Origin of the sequence: Streptomyces sp. NPDC046915, assembly GCF_040644935.1 — a bacterium.
In the GTDB taxonomy this organism is placed as follows: Bacteria; Actinomycetota; Actinomycetes; order Streptomycetales; family Streptomycetaceae; genus Streptomyces.
In genome coordinates this window covers 49,242-70,827 of the sequence record NZ_JBEYXB010000008.1, presented here as the reverse complement: position 1 = coordinate 70,827, position 21,586 = coordinate 49,242, and the positions used below count along the sequence as shown (strand labels likewise).

Annotated in this window: 13 protein-coding genes and 3 pseudogenes; 6 read left to right on the top strand and 10 right to left on the bottom strand. The window is 67.7% G+C overall.

The annotated features are described in order from the left end of the window. The first annotated feature begins 231 nt into the window (after positions 1 to 231). Together ABZ915_RS21545 and ABZ915_RS21540 are read left to right on the top strand one after the other, a co-directional pair. A complete protein-coding gene (locus tag ABZ915_RS21545) occupies positions 232 to 498 on the top strand; it encodes a hypothetical protein (protein WP_361805272.1) in 267 nt (88 codons plus the stop codon). Positions 499 to 850: 352 nt separating this feature from the next. Next, positions 851 to 2,359, top strand: coding sequence for an FAD-binding oxidoreductase (locus ABZ915_RS21540; RefSeq protein ID WP_361805269.1), 1,509 nt, complete (start codon positions 851 to 853; stop codon positions 2,357 to 2,359). 262 nt (positions 2,360 to 2,621) lie between these two features. Here ABZ915_RS21540 and ABZ915_RS21535 read toward each other — a convergent pair whose 3' ends face one another. The 3 genes and pseudogenes from ABZ915_RS21535 to ABZ915_RS21525 form a co-directional block, all read right to left on the bottom strand. Continuing rightward, positions 2,622 to 3,293: a hypothetical protein gene (locus ABZ915_RS21535; protein WP_361805266.1), complete on the bottom strand. Its 672-nt coding sequence runs from the start codon at positions 3,291 to 3,293 to the stop codon at positions 2,622 to 2,624. Between the two features lie 406 nt (positions 3,294 to 3,699). Then, a pseudogene (locus ABZ915_RS21530) lies at positions 3,700 to 4,284 on the bottom strand (HD domain-containing protein). A 13-nt stretch (positions 4,285 to 4,297) separates the two neighbouring features. Further along, positions 4,298 to 4,447, bottom strand: a pseudogene (locus ABZ915_RS21525) (transcriptional regulator); the annotation flags it as partial. Positions 4,448 to 4,678: 231 nt separating this feature from the next. Between ABZ915_RS21525 and ABZ915_RS21520 the strand changes: the two are divergent. Next, the gene (locus tag ABZ915_RS21520) at positions 4,679 to 5,035 is read left to right on the top strand and encodes a hypothetical protein (RefSeq protein ID WP_361805263.1); all 357 of its coding nucleotides are present in this window, start codon (positions 4,679 to 4,681) and stop codon (positions 5,033 to 5,035) included. 933 nt (positions 5,036 to 5,968) lie between these two features. Beyond that, positions 5,969 to 7,642 carry a DUF262 domain-containing protein gene (locus ABZ915_RS21515; protein WP_361805260.1) on the top strand — a complete coding sequence of 558 codons (1,674 nt, stop codon included), beginning with the start codon at positions 5,969 to 5,971 and terminating at the stop codon, positions 7,640 to 7,642. A gap of 155 nt (positions 7,643 to 7,797) precedes the next feature. On the opposite strand, the gene ABZ915_RS21510 is transcribed toward ABZ915_RS21515, so the two are convergent. Then, the gene (locus ABZ915_RS21510) at positions 7,798 to 9,384 is read right to left on the bottom strand and encodes a protein kinase (protein ID WP_361806275.1); all 1,587 of its coding nucleotides are present in this window, start codon (positions 9,382 to 9,384) and stop codon (positions 7,798 to 7,800) included. Between the two features lie 87 nt (positions 9,385 to 9,471). Further along, positions 9,472 to 9,983: pseudogene (locus ABZ915_RS21505) on the bottom strand (ATP-binding protein). A 232-nt stretch (positions 9,984 to 10,215) separates the two neighbouring features. Here ABZ915_RS21505 and ABZ915_RS21500 point away from each other — a divergent pair. Beyond that, positions 10,216 to 11,001, top strand: a complete 786-nt coding sequence (locus tag ABZ915_RS21500) for a helix-turn-helix transcriptional regulator (protein WP_361805257.1) — start codon at positions 10,216 to 10,218, stop codon at positions 10,999 to 11,001. Continuing rightward, positions 10,998 to 11,210 (top strand): DUF397 domain-containing protein, encoded by a 213-nt coding sequence (locus tag ABZ915_RS21495; RefSeq protein WP_361805254.1) that lies wholly within the window; start codon positions 10,998 to 11,000, stop codon positions 11,208 to 11,210. The genes ABZ915_RS21500 and ABZ915_RS21495 overlap by 4 nt, the downstream gene beginning before the upstream one ends. A gap of 91 nt (positions 11,211 to 11,301) precedes the next feature. Here ABZ915_RS21495 and ABZ915_RS21490 read toward each other — a convergent pair whose 3' ends face one another. The 5 genes from ABZ915_RS21490 to ABZ915_RS21470 form a co-directional block, all read right to left on the bottom strand. After that, entirely contained in the window at positions 11,302 to 12,555 is a 1,254-nt protein-coding gene (locus tag ABZ915_RS21490; protein WP_361805251.1) for a hypothetical protein, read from the bottom strand. Positions 12,556 to 12,701: 146 nt separating this feature from the next. After that, positions 12,702 to 15,902, bottom strand: coding sequence for a type I restriction endonuclease (locus tag ABZ915_RS21485; protein ID WP_361805248.1), 3,201 nt, complete (start codon positions 15,900 to 15,902; stop codon positions 12,702 to 12,704). 2 nt (positions 15,903 to 15,904) lie between these two features. Next, positions 15,905 to 17,164 carry a restriction endonuclease subunit S gene (locus ABZ915_RS21480; protein WP_361805245.1) on the bottom strand — a complete coding sequence of 420 codons (1,260 nt, stop codon included), beginning with the start codon at positions 17,162 to 17,164 and terminating at the stop codon, positions 15,905 to 15,907. Next, positions 17,161 to 19,170 carry a class I SAM-dependent DNA methyltransferase gene (locus ABZ915_RS21475; protein WP_361805242.1) on the bottom strand — a complete coding sequence of 670 codons (2,010 nt, stop codon included), beginning with the start codon at positions 19,168 to 19,170 and terminating at the stop codon, positions 17,161 to 17,163. Before ABZ915_RS21475 ends, ABZ915_RS21480 begins: the two co-directional genes overlap by 4 nt. 90 nt (positions 19,171 to 19,260) lie before the next feature. Continuing rightward, positions 19,261 to 21,459, bottom strand: coding sequence for an N-6 DNA methylase (locus tag ABZ915_RS21470; protein ID WP_361806272.1), 2,199 nt, complete (start codon positions 21,457 to 21,459; stop codon positions 19,261 to 19,263). Positions 21,460 to 21,586 lie beyond the last annotated feature (127 nt).

Sequence of the window (21,586 nt, the reverse complement as noted above, 5' to 3'; positions counted from 1 at the left end):
CGCAACCGCATGAGTGGAACGTGAGATATCCGCGCACCAGCTCTGACTCATCGTCAACCTGTAGGCATCCACGTGCAGCCCGGAGAATCGATCACGAGCAGACAGGCGCCCGCCTTGATGTGTACGGCCGCAGGAGTGATCAAAACATGAATGACGTTACGCTCTGATCCTATTTGTGCATCGTTCTCCAGGTGTCTGCCCGATCTGGGGCAGAGCAGCGGAGGAGAACACGTGAGGAACGTCCAGAAGATCGCAGCGGTGGCCGTAGCCACCTGCGGAATCCTCTTCGCCGGCATCGGCGGGGCCAGCGCCAACACCGGTAGCGGGGGAGACAACATCCCCGTGCTCAGCAACATCAACACGCTGAACTGGGACGATTCGCCCTTCTGCGGAATTCAGGTCAAGACCGAGCACAGCGAGCAGAAGTCGTCCTGCCCGGTGGTGCACAACGAGGGCAGCACCAACAGCCCCGTCTACATCATCACCTTCAAAGGCTGATCATTCATAGCGGTCCGGCGGTCCGGCGGTTCGCCCGTCGGACCGTTTTGCCTGCCGGGGCGTTGGCAGGCTGAAGCACGACGTTGGGGCCGTGATCTTCGAGGCTCGCGCCAAAGCGGCTGGCTGAAATCGCGGAGCCGACCGCCCCAGCCGCAGCGGACTTTGTGGCACGAGAGTGGCACGGCCGTGATCACGGCGAAGGGCCAGTTCGAGGGCGTCATGCCCCTGAACTGGCCCTTCGTCGTGTGCCCCCGGCAGGATTCGAACGGAGCGCCCTCGCTTACGTCCGGTTCGCGCAAATAGTCCATAAGGGGCATATTTGTAACTATTGGTGAGCGAGAGGACGCGGACCGTGAACGACTTTTCCCGTCGCAGACTGCTCAAGACGACGGCGGTCGCAAGTGCCGGCGCGGTCGTCGTGCCGGCCGTTGCGGCGGCCGAAGCCCCCGGTACGAGTGCCGTGACCGAGGCCGGTGTGAGCGAGGGGTACGGGGAACAGTGCCCGCCGGCGAAGCTGACCGGCCGCATCGTCCGCCCCGACGACCCCGGGTACACGGATGCGCGCCTCGGCTGGGACCGGCTCTTCTCCCACTATCCGCTGGTCATCGTCTTCGCTCAGAACACCCAGGACGTGGTCAACGCCCTGACCTGGGCGCGGCAGAGCGACGTCGCGCTGCGGATCCGGAGCGGCCGTCACAGCCTTGAGGGCTGGTCGAACGTCGACAGCGGCCTTGTGATCGACATCAGCGAGCTGAAGTCGGTCCACATCGATGGCGCCGCTCGCGTCGCGACGGTGGGATCCGGGCTCAACCAGCTGGAAGCGGTGACCACACTGGCGAAGCAGAACTTCGCGGTGACGACCGGTACCGAAGGCAGCGTGGGCCTGGCCGGCGCGACGCTCGGCGGCGGCTTCGGCTTCCTCACCCGCTGGCTCGGCATGGCCTGCGACAGCCTGATCGGCGCCGAGATCGTCGTCGCGGAAGGCGGCGAGTGTGCCAAGGCGATCAAGGCCGATCCGAGCCACAACGCGGACCTGCTCTGGGCGCTGCGCGGAGCGGGCAACGGCAACTTCGGAATCGTCACCTCACTGACCTACAAACTGGCCCCGCTCAAGAGCGTCACCTATATGCAGGTCACGTGGGACGGAGTCGGCGACCTGCGCAGGATCTTCGAGGCTTACCAGCGCACGGCGCCGTACGTCGACAACCGCCTTGGCACCCAACTCGAAGTTCACCCGAACCAGATCCTGCTGTTCGCGGTCCTCGCGGAAGGAATACCCGCGGAGGCGAAAAAGCTGCTGGCCCCGGTCCTGTCGATCGGCAGCCCCAAGGTGACGGTGCAGGTGGGAAACTGGGGCGACGTGTATGCGGGCTTCCAGACCCCGATCGCGGTCGAACCCGCGAACTGGAAGTTCCATTCGCAATTCACCAAGAAGCCGTTCTCGGCCAAGGCGATCGACGTGATCGCCTCGTTCATGAAGGACGCGCCCACGGACGACAGCAACTACTTCGTTCAGGCGTTCGGGGGTGCGGTCAGGAGGAGCCCCCGCGGCGGCACGGCGTTCCCGCACCGCGACGCGCTCTTCTACGCCGAGCCCGGCGCCGGCTGGGGCAAGCGCAGTGACCAGCCGGGCGTCTGCGACCCGCTCACCCCGAAGGCCCAGGCCTGGATCGCCGAATTCAGCCAGGCACTGCGCCCCTACGTGGACGGCGCCTACGTCAACGTGCCGAACATCGGCATGCAGGACTGGGAGACCGCCTACTGGGGATCCAACTTCGACCGACTGCGCAGGATCAAGGCGGATTACGACCCCCGCAACGTCTTCCAGTACGACCAGAGCATCCCACCCGCGTCCCGCTGACCGAGCACGACCTGAGAACGGCCCCTGACCTGGGTTCTCGACCGGGGGCCGCAAGCCGGCGGCCAGGGGTCCTCACGTATTCGCCGGGGCACGGGTGCTTTCTGATCGCATCGGACAACAGCCCCTGACCGGCCAGGTCGGGGGCTGTTGTCCTGTACGACGCCCACTCGCGCCCGTGGCTCCCTGCGGTTCCCATCACCTCTCACCTGTGGCGATGGTCGCCGTCCTCAGGCCTGCGGTCGCCGTCGGCGCCAGGCGTCGATCAGGGCTGAGGTGTCACCGCGACCCACTGCGATGCAGGGAGCTGCCCTTGCGCCGGAGCGGGGCACACGAGGGCGTTGGTGGCCGCACAGTGCAGCGTGTAGACCGTGCCGCCCTGAGTGATGATCTTGTAGAACGCGTCGTTGCCCTGGGCGTCGACCGAGACGCCGCAGACCGTGGAGTTCGTCGGGAAGCCGGCGATCGTGCTGAGGTCGGTCCAGCCGGGAGTGTTGGCCGGACCTGAAACGATGTTCGGGTTGTCCGGGTTGTTCCCGTTGGTGGTACGCCTGCCGGCGAAGGGAATCCCATTTCTCAGCGCGGCGAGGAACTGCTCGTTGCCGTTCGGCTTCGTCGAGTCCACGCCCGTACCGCATGCGGTCGCGGTTGCCGTCACCGTCGCGGTTGCCGTCACCGTCGCTGTTGTGGTGACCGTGACGGTAGGTTTGGGGGTCTTGGTCGGGCAGTCGCCGTGATTCGGCTTGCCGTAGTCGCAGTGGGGGCCAGTGACGTAGGTCGTGCCCGACTGAGCGGTCATGCTGGTGGCGACCGCCACCGCAGGGGTCCCTACCGCGAACGTCACCGCCGCCGCAATCGCGGCGAGCCTTCGGAGGTTCCTGGACCCGCCTTGAGCCGCTGGCTCGAATTGCGAGGCCGTCCCGTGGTCAGGACTCATGTGGTTGCTCCTTTGTCCAAGAGTTTCGGGTGTTTCCCCGAGTCCGAGTGCGAGCCTGACGGGCGCGGACTGAAGCAAAGGTGCAGCCATGCGGAAAAACTTACATAGATCAGTAAATCGGACTAGCTACTGCTCCTGGACGGGGCAAGCCCCGGGACTGTGAGCTCCCGGCTCCGCTGCGGGCGACGCTCGCACGGTGGTGAGCGTCGATGTCACCGACACCGCCCTGCGCGTTGTCTCGGTCTTGACGCAGTGGCTTCACCTGATGCCTGACGTCGATTGCCTCGGCCTGGCTGGGTGCGTCGGATCGGCGCGTGCAGGGAGGGGCTGGGGTCGTGCTGAACGGTGAGATCGAGCGTTGCCTCTGCCTCTCGCCGGTCGTACGGCGGCCTTCGTCCTGTTCGGTCTAGCTGGGCTTCTCGCCCAGGGCGGTGCGCAGCCAGTTCAGGGAGCCGGTCTCCAGGACTGTGTCAGCGAGCGCTTGGCCGCTCTTGGTGACGATCCGGCTGCGGCTGTTGTCGATCCACCGCTGGGCGTTCTCATGACCCTGTGCCTTGTACTCGATGCCCTGGATCATGCATTCCAGCTTGTCGGCATCCCGGGCGCAGAGGGCTTCTGGGGTTTCTTTTGCTTCGTACTCGGCCACCAACTCCCGCACGGCCTGCGCGAGGCCCTCGGGGAAGTTCGCGATCTGGTCGGCCGTGACGTCGCGGGGGTCGGCCTCGCCGGCGACGTACTTCTTGCCGAGGTGATTGACGTCGCCGGTGCGGGTCTCCTGCGAGTCGTGCCAGACCGCGAGGTAGGCGGCCTGGGCAGGGTCGGCGCCTTCGAGCTTCGCGATGATCGACGCGATGAGCGCGGTGCGCCAGGAGTGTTCCGCAACGGTCTCGGGGGCGCGTACGCCTGCCATCCATCATCCGGTGCGCGCGGTGTGCTTCAGCGTGCCCGCCTCGTACAGGAAGTTCGCTACCGGGGTCAGGTCGTCGGACACCGTCGGGCTCCTCTCACGCCTCGGCGAGGCGGATCGCGTACCGGATGCTCTCCAGTTCCCGCCGCCCGCGCGACGAGAGTTCATCGCTATCCAACACGACTGGAAGCCGCTCACGTAGGGCATGTGAGGCCGCGCGCGACCGCAGCAGGTTGGGGCGCACTTGGGGACCGGCGTGCTGCGCTATGCGGACGGACGTCCGGGGGAAGTCGACCATCTCCGAGCCGACCACCGCCTGGCTGTCGAGCACTGGCTGTTGTCGACTCTCCCGGAGCGTTCCCGGCCCCGAGCCATCGAGGAGTGGGAGCGATACAGGCTCGCTGTGCTGCCATTGGGGGCGTTGTTCTCAGCCGTACGACTCCCTGGGCGTCTCGTGCTTGCCGTGTCCGGTGAAAGGATGCTCTCGAGAGAGGTCGACCAGTTCCTCGGCGAGGCCCTCGACGGTGGCCCCGTCATCTGCGACCCGCACGGTCACCGCTACTACGCGCTCGTGCCGGCCAGCATGCCCCGGACGTGGCATCAGGCAGCCGAGGAGTGGCGGACGCGGGAAGTCGACTGCCTGGGCCGTTGCGTATACCTCGGTGTGCCGAGACTGGACGTAGAAGAGCCCGACGCGGCGGCGGCCTCGTATTGGTCGGTTCCCTTGGCCTCGGCAGCAACACTGTGTGCCCCGCTCACCGTTGCGCGGTTGATCGCCGCCGGATGGCACGAGCTGAACAAGGCTGCCGACGCTGATGTGGAGGACGGCCATTGACCGCCACAGTGACGCCGTCATACCAGGCGTTCAGTGACCTCGCTGAACACTGCATGCGATGTCCGAGGTGCCGTCCCGACCCTGACCGCCCACAGGGCGATCGCCCCGACTGCCCGGCGGCCTGGCAGCTGTACTCGGCTTGGCGGAGGGCGTGGAGCGAGACGGGTCGCCGTGCCCGCGCTTGAGGAGGGGGAGAGCGATGCCGACACGGCCACCGTCCAGGAGCCCCGCCGCACGCGGGCGCGAGGCTGAGCAGTCCGTGGACCGTGCTACGGGCAGACGCTGGACCGCCACCACCGATGTCAGACGTGTCAGATGTAGATGTCAGAGGGCCCTTGCCTCCCGGATTCGGGAGGCAAGGGCCCTCTGAACTGGTGCCCCCGGCAGGATTCGAACCTGCGACACCCGCTTTAGGAGAGGCCTTATGACCTGCCCTGTCTGTGTTGGCTTTTCTCTGGCTTGCCTGTTTCTGCTGGTCAGCGGGGTGCGGTCTTCCGCCCTTGTCTGATCGTTCCCCGTCTTCACACGGCCTTCCGTTCCCATGACGTTCCCAGGAAAGCCCCTCGCAGGCGCTGGGAACGCCGTCTGGGGAGTCGGCTGAGACCGGGTGGGGGCGCTGAAACGGTGAGCACCGCAGACCACTTGGGGGCGCCGAAGGCCCCGCACAAGCAGGGGGCCGGGGTCATCGGTCATCTGCGCGGCCACGCTGCCTGGGCCGCCGGGCGCAGGAGTGGCCCGAGTTGATCTGCCAACGCAATGAGCCCAGGCCGATCTGGGACCGACCGACGCAACCGCACTCGTGCGGCAGCGACGCTATCCAGCCCCCGCTCCCACGGCTCCGTGACGTTACTGTGCCCAGACCAGGGCCCCGTGCATGGCTCAGCTCACGGGATCCCTGGGACGTGGCAGCAACAGCCCGTACATCATTGGAACATGCAGCAACTCGAGGCGCAGGAAGTGTCCCTGCACAAGGTTTTCAGCAGTGACTACGACTTCAGGATTCCGGACTACCAGCGGCCGTACGCCTGGGACGTCGAGCAGGCCGTCCAACTGCTCACCGACTTGGAGGAGTCGCTGGACAGGGGGACGGACGAGCCGTACTTCCTCGGTTCCATCGTGCTCGTCAAGGCCAAGGGCAACGCGCCCGCCGAGGTCATCGACGGCCAGCAGCGCCTCACCACCCTGACCATCCTGCTCGCCCTCCTTCGCGACCTGACGGCGGACACCGACCTGCGCAGCGATCTCGACAGACTGGTCACGGAGCCCGGCAACAAGGTCCGCCGGCTCGATCCCAAGCCCAGGCTCACCCTGCGAATCCGTGACGCCGGCTTCTTCCAGAAGTACGTCCAGACAAAAGGAGCCACCGAGGCGCTGCGGATCCTGAAGGAGGAGACGCTGCCGACGGACGCGCAGAAGGCCGTCCTGCGCAACGCGAAGGCGCTGCACGCGCTACTGGCCGACTGGTCGGAGGAGCGGCGGCTGGACCTCGTGCTGATGCTTGGTGAGCGCACCTTCCTGGTCGTCGTCAGCACCCCCGATCTGGACAGCGCGCACCGTATCTTCAGCGTGATGAACTCCCGGGGCATGGACCTCTCACCCACGGATATCTTCAAGTCGCACATCATCGGTGCTCTGGACGAGAAGACCTCGGAGGAGTGCGCCCGCAAGTGGGAGGACGCGGAGGAGGCCCTGGGCCGGGACGACTTCGCCGACCTCTTTCTTCACTTGCGCATGGTGTTCGCCATGAAACGGGCAGAGCGGGAACTGCTCAAAGAGTTTCCCGGGCAGGTGCTGAGCCGCTACCTGCCCGGCAAGGCCGAGTCGTTCGTCAATGACGTAGTCGTGCCGTACGCGGACGCCTACGTGCAGATCCGTGACGCCGGCTACGCGGCGGCCTCTGGAGCGGAGCAGGTCAACGCCTGGTTCAAACGCCTCCAGCAGATCGACAACAATGACTGGCGGCCCGCGGCCCTGTGGGCGCTGCGTAACCACGGCGACGACCCGGCCTGGCTCGACAGATTCTTCGGCGCACTGGAACGGCTGGCGGCCAGCATGTTCATCCGCCGCGTCTACACCACTCCCCGCGTCACGCGTTACGCGGACCTCCTGCGCGAACTCAACGCCGGCGAGGGCCTGGACGCGACGTCCTTCGCCCTGACGGACACGGAGAAGGCCGAGACTCTCGCGCGTCTGGACGGGGACATCTACCTCGTCACCAAGACCCGTAAGTACGTCCTGCTGCGCCTGGACGAAATGCTGGCAGGAAAGCCCGGAGTCTCCTACGACCACACCCTGATCACCGTCGAGCACGTGCTACCGCAGAATCCTAAGCAGCAGTCGCAGTGGCTGCGACACTTCACCGACGAGCAGCGCAGTGAGTGGACGCACCGACTGGGCAACCTCGTCCTGCTCAACCGGACGAAGAACGCCTACGCCCAGAACTACGACTTCACCGAGAAGAAGGCCAAGTACTTCACCGGCAGGCACGGCGTATCCACGTTCGCCCTGACCAGCCAGGTGTTGCAACACCAGGAGTGGGCGCCGGGATTGCTGCAGAGGCGGCAGCGGCGACTCCTGGGGCTGCTGGTCGACGAGTGGGATCTGTAAGGAGTCAGGGACAGCGGCCCGCAGGACTCATGCGCCTGCAGGCTGTCGCTCACCCGGGAAACCCGGCTCAAAAGTTGTGGTCACCGGTGCGGCGCGGCTTCGAACGCGTCGCGAGCAGCACGGGTTCGGCCGATGCCGCTTCCGGACGAAGCGGGTCAGGAAGCCGATCCGTCGAGGTCGAGGCGGATCACGGCGAGTGCCTCGGCGATCTCGACGGCCATCTCGTCGTCGGGGCCGAACACCATGCACATGTCCTGGTGGAGCGGTTCGAGGACCTGCCGGGCTTCGACGGCCCGGCCCTGGGCGAGCAGCAGCATCCCGATGTTGTGCCGTAGCTCCACGGCTTCCTCGCTCACGTCGCTGTCGACGGCCCGCACGACGTTCAGCACGCCCTGGAGCGCGGCCAGCGCGTCGGTGACCTGGCCGAGTTCGGCGCGGCACCGGGCCGCCTGGGCGCGGCAGGCGCGGGCCTGCTCGCCGGTGGGGCCGGCGGCGCGGGCGTACGCGTCGGCAAGGGCGTCGAACTCGGGCAGTGCGGCCCGGTAGTCGCCGCCGAGGAGGCGGATCGCCGCACGCTGACGGCGCAGCGCCAGGACCTGCTTGCTCTCGGAGCCGAGGGCGAGGGCCGCGGGTTCGATGACCTCGCCGAGCACTTCGGCGGCCTGCGCGAACCGCTCCTCCTCCAGCAGGGCGTCGGAGTGGGCGTACGCCGCCTTGATGTCCTCGCGCAGCCGGGCGGGGACGGGCACCGGCTGGACCCCCGGCAGGACGGCTGTCGGCGTCGAACCGCCGGGTGCGGGGGCCTCGGCGCGGGCGCGGGGCGCGAAAGGGCGACGGAACACGCCCGTCGGATCGGGTGCGCCGGCCGGCCCGGCATCGGCCGTGCCGGGCTCCTGGCCTGGCGGCGGGAGGAACGGCAGCAGCCGCGCGTACACCTCCTGCGTGTCGGCGGGCCGCGCCTCGGGCGCCTTGCGCAGCAGGTGCAGGACCAGCTCCTCCAGCGCCTCGGGGACGTCGGGTCGCAGTTGTCGCAACGGGGTGGGAGCCGCGTTGACGTGCTGGTACATCAGCAGGTACTCGCTCTCCGCCTCGAACACGAGGCGCCCGCTGAGGAGTTCGTGCAGCACACAGCCCAGCGCGTACAGGTCCGTCTGCGGGGTGATGCGTCCGCCGCGGACTTGCTCGGGTGACATGTACTGGTGGGTGCCGATGGGGCTGCCGGTTGCGGTCAGTTTGGTGACGTCGGTGCGCAGGATCGCCGCGATGCCGAAGTCCAGGACTTTCACGGTGCCGTCACGTGCGACGAGGATGTTGCCCGGCTTGAGGTCCCGGTGGATGACCGGCACGTCGTGCGCGTACGAGAGCACGGTCGCGACCTGCGCGGCGACGGCGGCCGCCCAGCTGACCGGCAGCGGCCGGTCGGGGTCGAGGTAGGCGGACAGCGGTACGCCGTCCACGAGCTCCATCACCAGGAACAGCCGCTCGTACGACGCGTCCAGCACGGCGTCGTAGACCTGCGGCACGCCGGGGTGCTGGATGCGCGCGGTGATGCGGGCCTCGCGGCGGAAGCGCTTGGCGAACTCCTCGGCCAGTTGTGGGGAGGTGACCGACGCCTGCCGGATGAGCTTCACGGCGACGGGCCGGTCGAGCACGGCGTCGTAGCCGCGCCACACGTCGCCCATGCCGCCGTGGCTGAGCTCCTCCAGGAGTTCGTAACGGTCGGAGATCGCCTCCTGCGGCACCTTGCCCCCGGTTGCGTGATGAACAGTCACGGTCAGGGGTCAAGTGTGACCGTTGCGTCGAGCTGCCGTCCAGGGCAGCTCGCGGTGCTACACGGGCACGCGCGTGGCGGTGGACGACGGGCAGGAGGGCGCGGCGGCCGGTGGGCCTCCCGCCGACAGGACGTACTCCGCCCAGACCGTCTTGCCGGGTCCGCCCTGGCGTGGGTGCCAGTCCCAGCGGTCGGCGAGGTGCTCCACCAGGAGCAGGCCACGGCCGGTGTCGAGGAGGTCCGCGGGCGTCGCCACGACCGGTACGCCTTCGGTGCGGGTGTCGGTGACCTCGATCCGTAAGGTCGCGGCGCCGCGGGCCAACGAGAGGTGGAAGTCGCGGCCGGGGACCCGGCCGTGCCGGACGGCGTTGGCGGCGAGTTCGGCGACGATCAGCGTCAGCGGGTGGTGCGTGTCGCAGTCGTACGGGATGCCCCACACGTCGACCGCTGCCCGGCAAGACGCCGGGCCAGCCGCGCGCCGCGCGGGGTGGAGCTGAAGCGCATCTCGAAGTGGCCTGTGGTGCTGGTAGGCAAGGGGAGGCAGTCCGGGGGAGCGGTCTCACTGTTCATGCCCCAACGGTCCCGGCGGTGGCGTAGCGTGAACAGTGGTGACGCACCGTCGCGTGTCGGCTGTACGCGACGGGGCGGGGCCTGTACGAGGCGCGCCACGTGACCGGCTCGGGGCGGGCGCGTTGGGCCGGGGTACGGGGCCGGGGAGGCGGTGGAGTCGGTGGAGCGGGGCGAGTCCGAGAGTGCAGGGGAAGACGCCGGGCCGAGGCCGGAGGACGAGCCGGGATCCGGCGTGGTGACCGCGTTCGGACGGCAGTTGAAGCTGCTGCGGGTACGGGCGGGCCTGGAACGGCCGGAGTTCGGGAGGCTCACGGGTTACGCGGCCCAGTCGATCGCCTCCTTCGAGCAGGGGCGACGCATTCCCTCGCCGAGGTTCATCGACCGCGCCGACGAGGTGCTGGACGCCGGGGGCGTCCTCAAGGCGCTGAAGGAGGAGGTGGGGCGGGCACAGTATCCGGCGTTCTTCCGGGACATGGCGCGGTTGGAGGCGGAGGCGGTCGAGGTGTGCTCCTATGACTCCCACGTGGTCAAGGGGCTGTTGCAGACGGAGGAGTACACGCGGGCATTGCTCTCCATGCGGCGCCCGCTGCTGGACGAGGAGACGATCGAGCTGCGGGTGGCAGCGCGGCTCGCCAGGCAGGCGATCTTCGAGCGTTGGCCCGCTCCACTACTCAGCTTCGTGCTCGACGAGTCCGTGCTGCGTAAGCCACTCGGTGGGAAGGTGGTGCTGCGAGGCCAGCTCGAACAGCTGCTGCTCATCGGCCAGAAGCGCAATGTGGAGATCCAGGTCATGCCGCTCGACCGTGAGGACAACGCCGGCGTGGACGGCCCGTTCACGGTTCTTACGCGAAAGGGCGGAGAGCAGTTCACGTACATGGAGGTCCAAGGGCGCAGCAGCCTCCTGACGGACCGAGAAGAGGTACGTCTCGCCGCCGCTCGCTATGGAATCATCCGGTCCCAGGCTCTCACTCCGCGAGAGTCCCTGGGATTTATCGAGAAGTTGCTGGGAGAGCTATGAACACCGCAGACAGCTCGGCTGCCGCTCTGGAACTCGCCTGGTTCAAGAGCAGCTACAGCGGCGCTGAGGGGGGCGACTGCGTAGAGATCGCAGCCGCCGTCGAGGGCATACACATCCGGGACTCGAAGATCCGATCCGGGCCGGTTCTGACGGTCACCACTGAGGCGTGGGCCGGGTTCGTCGGGCTGGCCGCCGATCAGACCGTCTGAGCCCTACATTCGTGGCCTTCGTGGGTGCCCAGTCGCACAGACGGCTGGGCACCCACGACTTGCCCGGTTGGCCGAGACGGTCGGCGCTCACTCAGCCTTTCTCGCTGCGTTCCTCCTCGTTCCCGAGCCAACGGCGCGCTTGCGAGGCGATCCCGCTGGAGAGCTTGCCCATGGCCGAGCCGGCCTGGTCGAGGCTCCCGTTGCCGAGGTTGATGGCGGCGTCGACGCCCTTTGCTCCTGTCTCGAGCGCCTTGTCCCTCGCCTCCGTGGCCGCGTCCACCCATCGTCTCTCCTCGGATGACTGGCGACCGGACTCGATCCCGAGCCGCCCGTGGAAGTCATGGACGCCGGTCGCGACAAGGTTGCTCGACCGGACTAGAGCCGGGGACTTGGTCGGATGCAGCAGCACCTTCGCGTTGGCCGTGCCGGCAGCCGCAGTCATCCGGGCCACCAGACGCTCGGTGCTCCGCGAGATGTGTTCCAGTCGGTTCTGCCGGGCAGCCTTCAGTCCGAGGCGATGCCCGTCCAGTTCCTCCGGAGACGCGTCCAGCACCCGGTCGAGTTCGAGCACGGTGATCGCGTCCTGCAGTTGGAAGCAGCGAGCCAGAACAGCGAGCCATTCCCGAACCACGGACTCGGCTTCCTTCGCCGTCGTGGCGAGAGCGCCGATCTCGTTCTTGCGCTCCATCTTCTCCGCGAGTGCGTCGAGTTGAAGCAATGCGTACGCCTGGGTGTCTGCGATCGTAGTCGGCGCGGTCTGCACCTTCGACCACATGATCTCGTCGACCCTGCCCCTCTTCTCGCGGATGGTCATGGTCTCCTCGATGACAAAGCCCACTCCGATCATGCGGGCCAACGCAGTGTCCTTCTGGGCGCGCAGCACGTCGTCGACCTTCTCGTCGATCGTGGCGAGATAGTCGGTGATCTCGGTCATGGTCTGTTGCATCGCAACTTGCGCCATGATCCCCGCAGCACCAGCAAGAATCGCCGGGTTGGTCAGAAGCGACCGGGGCGACTTCACGAATTCGACGAATCCCCTGATCTGGCCCTTCTGCCCCTTCACCACGCCTGTGCTGAGACCCGTCTTCGAGCTTTCCCTCAGCCCGTACTTCTTGACAAGCCCCGCCGACTTCGGAGTCAGCTTCACCCAGCGACCGGAGTTGGCGGCGATCTCCGAACCCGCCTGCGCGACTGCAGCCCCGGTGCCGAAAACGGACTTGAGCCGTTGCAGTCCGAGGTCCTTCGATGACAGTCCCTCCGGGACGAGGAAGCGATCGACATCCGTCGGATTCCCGATGACCGCCAGTCCATCGCCGTCACTGATCAGCTGAATCTCGTTATCCATCGCCCGCTCCTGAAGTGGCGTCTCGTAGTTGGGGGGTAGAAGGCCGCGGCAGCCCGTACCAACTCGTCAGCTGGCTTCTCCGCACGGCTACGGTGTACGGAGCACAAAGCGTGCCCTGGCCGGCATGACCAGCCGGGGCGTACGCATCAGACCTCGTCGTCCAGGCCCTCCTCCCGGCGGATCATCCGCCAGGCGGCCTTGCGGGCGCTGCGGTCCAGGCTGGACTTGAAGCCCTTGTCGGGGCCGAAGTACTGGCGGCCCATGCCCGCGATGGTGTCGATGTGGTCGGCCATCTTGTCCGCGAAGACGTTGTCGAAGACGAGGCCGAAGTTCTCCTCGTCGTTGACGACGGCCGCCGCCCGCACCTTCGGATCTGCCTTGGCCTCTTCGAACGGGCGGATGACGTCCTGCTCGGTGAACTCGGTGCCGAAGCGTTCGTTGAACTTCTCGATCAACTGCGAGAGCAGCGACTTCTCCGCTTCCTTCGCGCCGCCCGAGCCGTCGCCGAAGCCCTTCATCGTCGTCGGCCCCTCGGAGGTGAGGGAGACGTCGTACTCGCCGGTCTTCTCCACCTTCATGTGGCTGAGGTCGATCTCGCCTATGTCCACGCCCCCATCCGCGCGGCGCGGCAGCCGGTTGAGGAGATAGCGACCGTAGAGGTGCAGCCGCTCCAGCTCGGCGTCCCGGTAGGGGACGATCTGCGCGAGGAAGCCGTACTTCCTGACGTAGTCGTTGAGGTCGGCGCGGAAGCCCTCCGCCGTCTCCTGGTCGTCCTCGTCCTCGCTCTCCAGCAGGGGCGTGAAGCGGGCGACGGCGGGGGAGAGCAGCCGGTACAGCTCGGCGTGCAGCTTCTCCCACTTGGACTGCGAGCCCGCCGCCTTCTCCTTGGCGGCGAAGTACGCGGCGGCGAACTCGTCCATCTCCTGCCCGGACAGAATCCCGGCCTGCATGACCCGGCTCTGCGCGGTGTAGAGCAGGTTGGGGTCGGAGGGGAGGGTGTTCGCCTCCTCGAAGTACGGGCGGAAGGCGTCCTGTATGTCGTTCGCGTCGTTGACGAAGTCCAGGACCGCCAGGTCCGCCTGGGTCTTGCGCTCGGCGGTCCGGTTCAGCCGGGACAGGGTCTGGACGGCGGAGATGCCGGTCAGCGACTTGTTGACGTACATCGTCGTCAGCAGCGGCTGGTCGAACCCGGTCTGGTACTTCTCGGCCACGACCAGGATCCTGTACTCGCGCTGGCCCGCACCGCCGGCTCGGGCGGCCTTGTCGTCGGCACGCGTGTACGCGAACGCCTTCGGCAGCGCGCTCTCGGACAGTCCGCCGTTCTCCTTCGGCTCGGTGGTCTCCTCACCGTCGACGGTGAGCGAGCCGGAGAAGGCGACGAGGACACCCAGGTCGGGGTACTTGGTGTCGTAGTCCCGGTCCTTGATGTAGCTCTTGATCGCGCGCGCCATCTGCACGGCGGACTGCCGCGAGGCGGTCACCACCATGGACTTGGCCCGCCCGCCGAGACGGCCCCGGCTGTGCGCCACGAAGTGCTCCACGATCACCTGGGCGTGCTGGGCGACCGTCGATTCATGGGTCAGCGCGTACCGGGCGAGCAGGCCGTTCGCCTTCGACGGGTCGACCTCCCGCTCGTCGGGGTTCTGGTTCACCAGCTTCCAGTACGTGTTGTACGTGACGTAGTTGCGCAGCGGGTCGAGGATGAAGCCCTCCTCGATCGCCTGCCGCATCGAGTACGTGTGGAAGGGCCGGTAGGTCGCCTTGCCGTCGATGTCCTGGAGCGTGCCGAAGAGTTCGAGGGTCTTGGCCTTCGGCGTGGCGGTGAACGCGAAGTAGGAGAGGTTCGCGGCGCGGGAGCGCTGCTCGGCCCTCTTCTTGAGCTGCTCGTCGAGGCTGGCGGCGGCCGGGGCTTTGACTGTGGTCGCGCCCGCGTCGTCCGAGTCGGAGTCCAGGCCGAGGTCGCGCAGGGCCGACCGTACGGCGGTGGCGGCGTCGCCGGACTGCGAGGAGTGCGCCTCGTCCACGATGATCGCGAAGTGGCTGCCCTGGATCTCGGTGGGGTTGCGCTGGAGATAGTCGAGCAGTGCCGGGAAGGAGTGCAGGGTGACGGTGACGATCTTCCCGGTGTCGCGAGAGAGGGCCTTGGCGAGCTGTTCGCCCTTCGCTCCGTGTTTCTCGTCGATCTTCACGACGAGGCCCGCGGTCTGCTCGAAATTGCCGACCGTTTCGCGGAGTTGGGCGTCCAGGTTGCGGCGGTCGGTGATGACGATGACCTTGTCGAAGACCGGCACGCCCGGCTTGAGGCCCTTGGCGATGGCCTCGGGGTCGAGTTCGCGCAGGTCGGTGGGGGTGTGCAGGTCGCTGAGGCGGTGGGCGAGCCAGCCGATGGTGTTCGACTTGCCCGAGCCGGCCGAGGCCATGACCAGATAGTCGTGGCCCGCGCCGTGCGTTGCAGCGTGCGCGGTGAGTTTCTTGACCGCGTCCCACTGCTGGAACCGGGGGAAGACCATCGTCTTCGTCGTGCCGCCGCCGGGCGTCTTGCTCTTGTGCAGGTGCACGAACCGCTGGAGCAGGTCCAGCCAGTTGTCCGGCTGCCAGACCTGCTCCCAGAGGTAGGAGGTCGCGTACGTGCCGTAGGCGGTCGGGGCCGGGTTGCCTGCGCCGCCCGGCTCTCCCGGTCCGTTGGAGCCGGTGTTGAAGGGCAGGAAGCGGGTGTTCTTGCCCTTGAGCTGGGTGGCGACGAAGACCAGATCCGGGTCGACGGCGAAGTTCGCGACGACGCGACGCGTGAAGATCAGCTCGGTGGGGTCCCGGTCGGTGCGGTACTGCTCCTTGGCCTGCTCCACACCTTGCTTGGTCAGCGGGTTCTTCAACTCGGCCGTGGCAACCGGGATTCCGTTGAGGAAGAGGGCGAGGTCGAGCCGGTTGCCCCAGTCGGCCTGCTTTGTCGCGTACTCGAGTTCGCGGACGACGGTGAGGCGGTTGGCCCGGTAGCCGTCCAGCACGGAGTCGTGGGCGACGAGGTTCGGCTTGAAGTACGCGACGCGGAGCAGGACACCCCGGTCCTTGACGCCGTTGCGGAGGACATCGAGGAGCCCGTTGGTGGCGATGGCCTGGTCCAGGCGGCCGGCGAACCCGCGCTGCGCCTCGTTCGGGTCGCCACCGTAGACGGTGAGCAGCTCGCTCCACTCGTCGGGCTGGGTCGCCCCGATGAAGGTGAACAACTCATTGGTGTCCAGGCCGAGATCGGCCCGGTAGTCCTGCGGCCGCGCCTCGCGCCAGCCGCGCTCGACCATGGCGGCGACGATGGCGTCACCGAAGGCGGACTCCGTGTGGATCGGGCTCATGGCTACGCGGTGACTCCGTCCGTTACGTTGCGTCCGCTGGCGGTGGATACGTCGAACTGGCCGGTTACGGCTGCGGTGATGAGGGACTGGCGGCGTTCGGCGATAAGGGCTTGCTTTCGTTTAATGGCGGACAAGAGCCTTCGGATTTCGTCCTCATGTGTGCTCACGCGACGGGAAAGGTCTAGCCGCCCGGAATGAGTTTCAGGAAGCCAAACCGTGAAGTGCGTGATATCAGACATGTTCAATGCGGGCTGAGCAGCTGCACCACTGGTGGCAAGTTCCGCCTGGATTCGGAAGTCTCGCCCGCGCACCCAAGAAGCGATCATCTGAGGCTCAATCCCAGCCATCAATTGGACCCGGGCCAGCGCGCGGCTCACATTGAAGCCAGCGGTTTCGGGAGGTGCTACATCGCACCGTCCAATCGTTGCCCCCACAACTGTGATCAACAGGTCCCCAGGGGAGATGCATGTGCGTTTGTACTCTTTGGCCTGTTCCTCTTCGATCTTGGGTAGTCTCTCAAGATCATGATCAAGCCTCCCGAGATCGCTCACGCGAATCAAAGGAACGCCGACGTCTGCGAACTTCGGAACCAGTACGCCGTAGCATGGATTCGACTCCATGAGGTGACGGAACCTGTACTCGCGGCGACCATCTCCCGGCCCGAAGAATTGGACCACTTCTGCCTCCGAGCGCTCACGAAGCAGGTTGACCTGCCGTTCCCCCAGCCCCGATAGGTTGTCGATGCGGGCAGTCTCGGCGTCGAGGAAGTCGGCAATGCGGCGCTGCAGTTCGATGGGCGGAACCGGGATCGGGACGGCCGCCAGTTCCTCCTTGGTAACATGAACCATTCCGATCATGCCGCTCGTGAGTTCCCGTTCAATCCAGTGCGTTGCAGCCTTCAAGGACCAGTAGAGCCACCGGGCATCGCAACCAGAAACGCCCATCTTGAAGATGTGCTGATTCAGATAGTAATCGCCGGGGTCGCTCCAGAGGTACGGGCCGAACGACGTTCCCGGATTCCCGGACCACGAGAAGAGCAGGTCACCGGATTTCACGCGGTATCGACCGGGCAGTATCGAACCGGAGTGGTTGAATTTCCGCGAACCGTTGAGGTTCTCGATTCGGATGATCGGAGTGCCGGCGTCGACCCAATCGGCAGAGTTGAAGACATAGCCGTTCGTGAGCGTCGCGAGGTATTTGAGCGGGACTACCGCCCACGAGTCCGGCGGTGATCCTCCGTACGGAAGTCTGCTGGTCGTCACTCCGTCACCTCCCCCAGCAGCGCCTGAATCTCCGCCTCCAGCGACTTCAACTCCGCGTCGATCTCCGCCAGCGGCCTCGGCGGCTTGTACACGTAGAAGTGCCGCGTGAACGGGATCTCGTAGCCGATCTTCGTCTTCGCATGGTCGATCCACGCGTCCGGCACGTGCGGCAGCACCTCGCCCTTGAGGTAGTCCTCCACGTCCTCGCCCAGCGGAACGTTCTCGTAGTCCCGCAGGTCCGTGTCCGGCTCCGGCGCGCCCTTGACCTTCTGGACCTCGCCCTCGGGGTCACGGACGCCGATCGTCTCCCGTACCGCCTTCGCGAACGGTGCGCCCGACGGCCAGGTCAGGCCGGCCGCGACCACCGCGTCCTTGAGCGCGACGAAAGCGTCGGACTTCGTCGTCCAGGACGAGCCGAGCAGCGTACGCACCGCCGCCACGAACTCCTCGCTCCGCTCCAGCTTGGCCACCGGCTTGGCCTCCGCCAGCGCGGCCAAGGTCTCCTCCGTGACCTCGAAGCGGAGCTTCAACGGCCGCTCCACGGTGATGCGCTGGTAGCCGAAGTCCTCGTTCCAGAAGACCTTGACCTTGCCGTGCAGAGCGTGCTCCGGATCGCCCGCGACCTGCAGCGCCTCCGCGTACAGCCGGGTGATGTCACCGATGTGGTCGGGGCGGCCGTTCGTCCCGTCGCCGAGTTCCTTGCGCTTGTCGCCGAGCGACTTGCGCATCTTCTGCCACTGGTCACGCGCGTCCAGCAGGACGACCTTGCCCTTGTGGTCGGCGTCCTTGCGGTTGGTGAGGATCCAGAAGTACGTGGAGATGCCGGTGTTGTAGAAGAGCTGGTCAGGGAGGGCGACGATCGCCTCCAGCCAGTCGTTCTCCAGGATCCAGCGGCGGATGTTGGACTCGCCGGACTCGGCCGCGCCCGTGAACAGCGGGGAGCCGTTGAAGACGATGGCGATGCGGGAGCCGCCCCCGCCGTTGACGTCCACCGGCTTCATCTTCGAGATCATGTGCTGGAGGAAGAGCAGCGAGCCGTCGTTGATGCGCGGCAGGCCCGCGCCGAAGCGGCCGGCGTCGCCGAGCGACTTGTGCTCGTACTCGACCTCCTCCTTGACCTTCTTCCACTCCACGCCGAACGGCGGGTTGGCGAGGATGTAGTCGAACTTGCGGCGGGCGTGGCCGTCGTCGGAGAAGGAGTTGCCGAAGCGGATGTTCTCCGGGTCCTGGCCCTTGATCATGAGGTCGGACCGGCAGATCGCCCAGGACTCGGGGTTGAGCTCCTGCCCGTACACCTCGACCGTCGCGTCCGGGTTGAGGGCCTTGATGCGGTCGTCGGCGGCGCTGAGCATGCCGCCCGTGCCGCAGGCCGGGTCCATGACCGTGCGGACGACACCCGGCAGGCTGAGGGCGTCCGCGTCGGGCGCCACCAGCAGGTTGACCATCAGCTTGATGACCTCGCGCGGGGTGAAGTGCTCACCCGCGGTCTCGTTCGACTGCTCGGCGAAGCGGCGGATCAACTCCTCGAAGATGTAGCCCATGTTGTGGTTGGGCACGACATCGGGGTGCAGGTCGAGGTCGGTGAACCGGCCAATGACCTGGTAGAGCAGGTTCGCGCCGTCGAGTTTCCTGACCTGCTGGTTGAACTCGTACTTGTCGAGGACCTCGCGGGCGTTGTCGGAGAAGGCGCCGACGTAGATCTGCAGGTTCTTCGCCGCGTTCTGCGGGTCGGCCGCGATCTTCCGCAGCGTGAGGTCGCTCTTGTTGTAGAAGGAGTGGCCCGAGGCCTTGCGCAGGAAGTGGTCGGTGTCGAGGTCCTGGCCCGCGAACCTGGCGACGGTCTCGACGACCTTCTCGCGCGTCGGCTCCAGGACGCACTCCAGGCGGCGCAGCACGATGAACGGCAGGATGACCTTGCCGTAGTCGGACTGTCGGTAGTCACCGCGCAGGAGATCGGCGACGGACCAGGCGTGGTTCGCCAACTCCGTGTGCTTGCTGCTGTTCAAGAGGTCCTGGCTTCCTTCCGAAGAGCGCCGTCCGGGCGGGGGACGGCAGGGATCCAGTGTGGTCGTGTGCGGGGGGACGCGTGGGGCGTTTCAGGCGGAACGGCTGTCCGGGCTGTCCGGTGGCAGGAGTACGCCGGCGGTGAGGCCGGTGGTGAGCGTGGCTGCGGTGTCGGCGGCGAGGTCGGCTGTTCGGCGGACGACCGCGCGCAGTTCGTAGACGCGGCGGAAGGCCTCCCCGTAGCGCCGCTGCTCCTCCAGGGGCAGCAGCGGTACGCGCAGCCGGCCCGGTGTGACGTGCACGAGGGTGGAGCCGGTGGACGCGGAGGCGATGTTGTCCTCGGCGCCGAGGAACCCGGCCAGGAACCACGGGTCGAGGCGGGCCGGGTCGGGGCGCAGGAGGTGGATGTGCGGACCGAGCAGGGCTCTGGCGTCCTGTTCGTCTGCGACTCGGGTCATCGCGGCCGCGTCGCCGCCGCTCGCGATGGAGCGTACGAGGACGTCTCCGACGGCGACGGCTTGCGCGGCGTCCGCGTTGAGGTCGACGGCCCTGGTGGACGGGGGCCTACCGGCGGAGATGTCCGAGGCGGTGAGGACCGGCCGGTCCACGGTGGGGGCGGCGCCGCCCTTGGAGCCCCGTGTGCCGGACGCCGCCGCCCGCAGCACGGTCAGGGCCCCGCCGCGCGCCAGGTCGGAGACGGTCGCCGTACGCCACTCGCGGGCCGAGGCCCCGGACGGCTGCCACCCGCCGGACGCGGAGGCGGCCACCAGAGCGGCGACCTGCTCGGCCAGTTGCTCGTGCAGGTCGTGGACGCGGCGGGACAGGGCGGCGGGGTCGATGTCGGCCGCGGTCGCCCGCACGTGGCGGGCCGGGGTGACGTCGACGACGTCGTCGAGGAGGTCGACGAGCGGCACCGCGCGGGCGACGCCGGGCTCGTCGGCGTAGGTGTCGGGGGCGGTGGTGAACGCGGCCCACTGGCCGAGGACCCGGTCGGTCAGCCCCGCCCAGTCGAAGGAGGAGGCGGAGGCAGAGGATGCGGCGGAAGAGGAAGAGCCGGATCGGCGGGGGCGTGAGCCGCCGCGGGTGCCGGCGCCGGGCGTGGCCGTATCGCTGGCGGACGGCGTGCCCGCAGCGCCGTCACGCTGATCACCCTCCCCGTCGACGAAAAGCACCGTCGTACGGTCCGTGCCGCCCGGCTCGGGGCGTTGGAACACCCAGATCTGCAGGCCGATGTGGAGCGGATACGCGGCACGCGCCGGAAGTGAGACGACGGCGCGCAGGGCACCGCTGCGGATGAGTTCCGCGCGGATGCGGCGGCCGGAGGAGCGGAAGGCGAGCGCGGGCGGCAGCAGCATGACCGCGTGACCGCCGGGCTCCAGGTGCGCGAGGGCGTGCTGTACCCAGGCCAGTTCGGATTCGAAGCGCGGTGGGAGTCCGTACGCCCACCTCGGGTCGTAGGCCAGCTCGTCGTGACCCCAGTCGCGGTCGGCGAACGGCGGGTTGCACAGGACGGCGTCCACGGTGATGTCGGGGAAGGCGTCGGCGCGCAGGCTGTCGCCGACGCGGATCGCCGTCTCGGCCTCGGGTGCGGCGAGCAGCAGTCGGACCGCGGTGCGCCGGCCCTGGACGGCGAGCGAGTCCTGCCCGTACAGCTCCTGTGCGCCCTGCCGGGCGGCGGCGGCGAGGAGCGTGCCGCTGCCGCAGGCGGGGTCGAGGACGCGGGGCGTGCCCGCGGGCAGGAGCCGTGCCATGAGCAGGGCCAGGCCCTCCGGGGTCTGGTAAACGCCGCTGGCGGCGCTCTCGTCCAGTTCGCGTTCGGCGAGGACGTCGATGGCGGCCTGTGCCCCCGCCTCACGGACGCAACCCAGCAGGGCACGGAGCACGCCCGCGTCGTCCGGACCGTAGCGGAACGGCTCGGCGTCGGGCACGGCGACCGGGAGTTCGCCCGCGGACTTCTCCGCTCGGGCGATCAGCTGGTCGTCGGACAGGGCGGCGATTTCGGCCAGCTCCTGCGGCGTGCGGCGGGACGCGGCAGCCACCAGCGGGAACAGTCGTGCGGCCACCCCCGAGCCGGGTCCCAGTAGCCGTAGCGCCGTACGCAGTTCCTCGGTCGGCGAGGCGGTGGTGGTGTGCCCACGTGCTCGCAGCCAGGCCTGGACGGCCGGCAGGTCGTAGAGCGGGCTGGTCTCCGTGCCCGCGCTGGGGGCCGGGAAGTCGTCGTGGCGGCGGCGCCAGTTGCTGACGGTGGCGCGCGTGACCCCGGCGATGCGGGAGATCTCGGCGGCCGTCACATGCGCGGAGGGCGCCGGCTGGGCTGGTGGCTGCTGGGGCATGGCGTGGGGTTCCGCACCTCTCGGGCCAGTCGGATAGGAGACGGTTAACACACTACAGCGGCCGTCAAGTCTGAGAAATCGTTTG

Bases quoted from the DNA above. Each gene is read 5' to 3' on its own strand.
- ABZ915_RS21535 (WP_361805266.1), bottom strand. From the start codon at position 3,293: ATGAGTCCTGACCACGGGACGGCCTCGCAATTCGAGCCAGCGGCTCAA.
- ABZ915_RS21520 (WP_361805263.1), top strand. From the start codon at position 4,679: ATGCTCTCGAGAGAGGTCGACCAGTTCCTCGGCGAGGCCCTCGACGGT.
- ABZ915_RS21515 (WP_361805260.1), top strand. From the start codon at position 5,969: ATGCAGCAACTCGAGGCGCAGGAAGTGTCCCTGCACAAGGTTTTCAGC.
- ABZ915_RS21495 (WP_361805254.1), top strand. From the start codon at position 10,998: ATGAACACCGCAGACAGCTCGGCTGCCGCTCTGGAACTCGCCTGGTTC.
- ABZ915_RS21490 (WP_361805251.1), bottom strand. From the start codon at position 12,555: ATGGATAACGAGATTCAGCTGATCAGTGACGGCGATGGACTGGCGGTC.
- ABZ915_RS21485 (WP_361805248.1), bottom strand. From the start codon at position 15,902: ATGAGCCCGATCCACACGGAGTCCGCCTTCGGTGACGCCATCGTCGCC.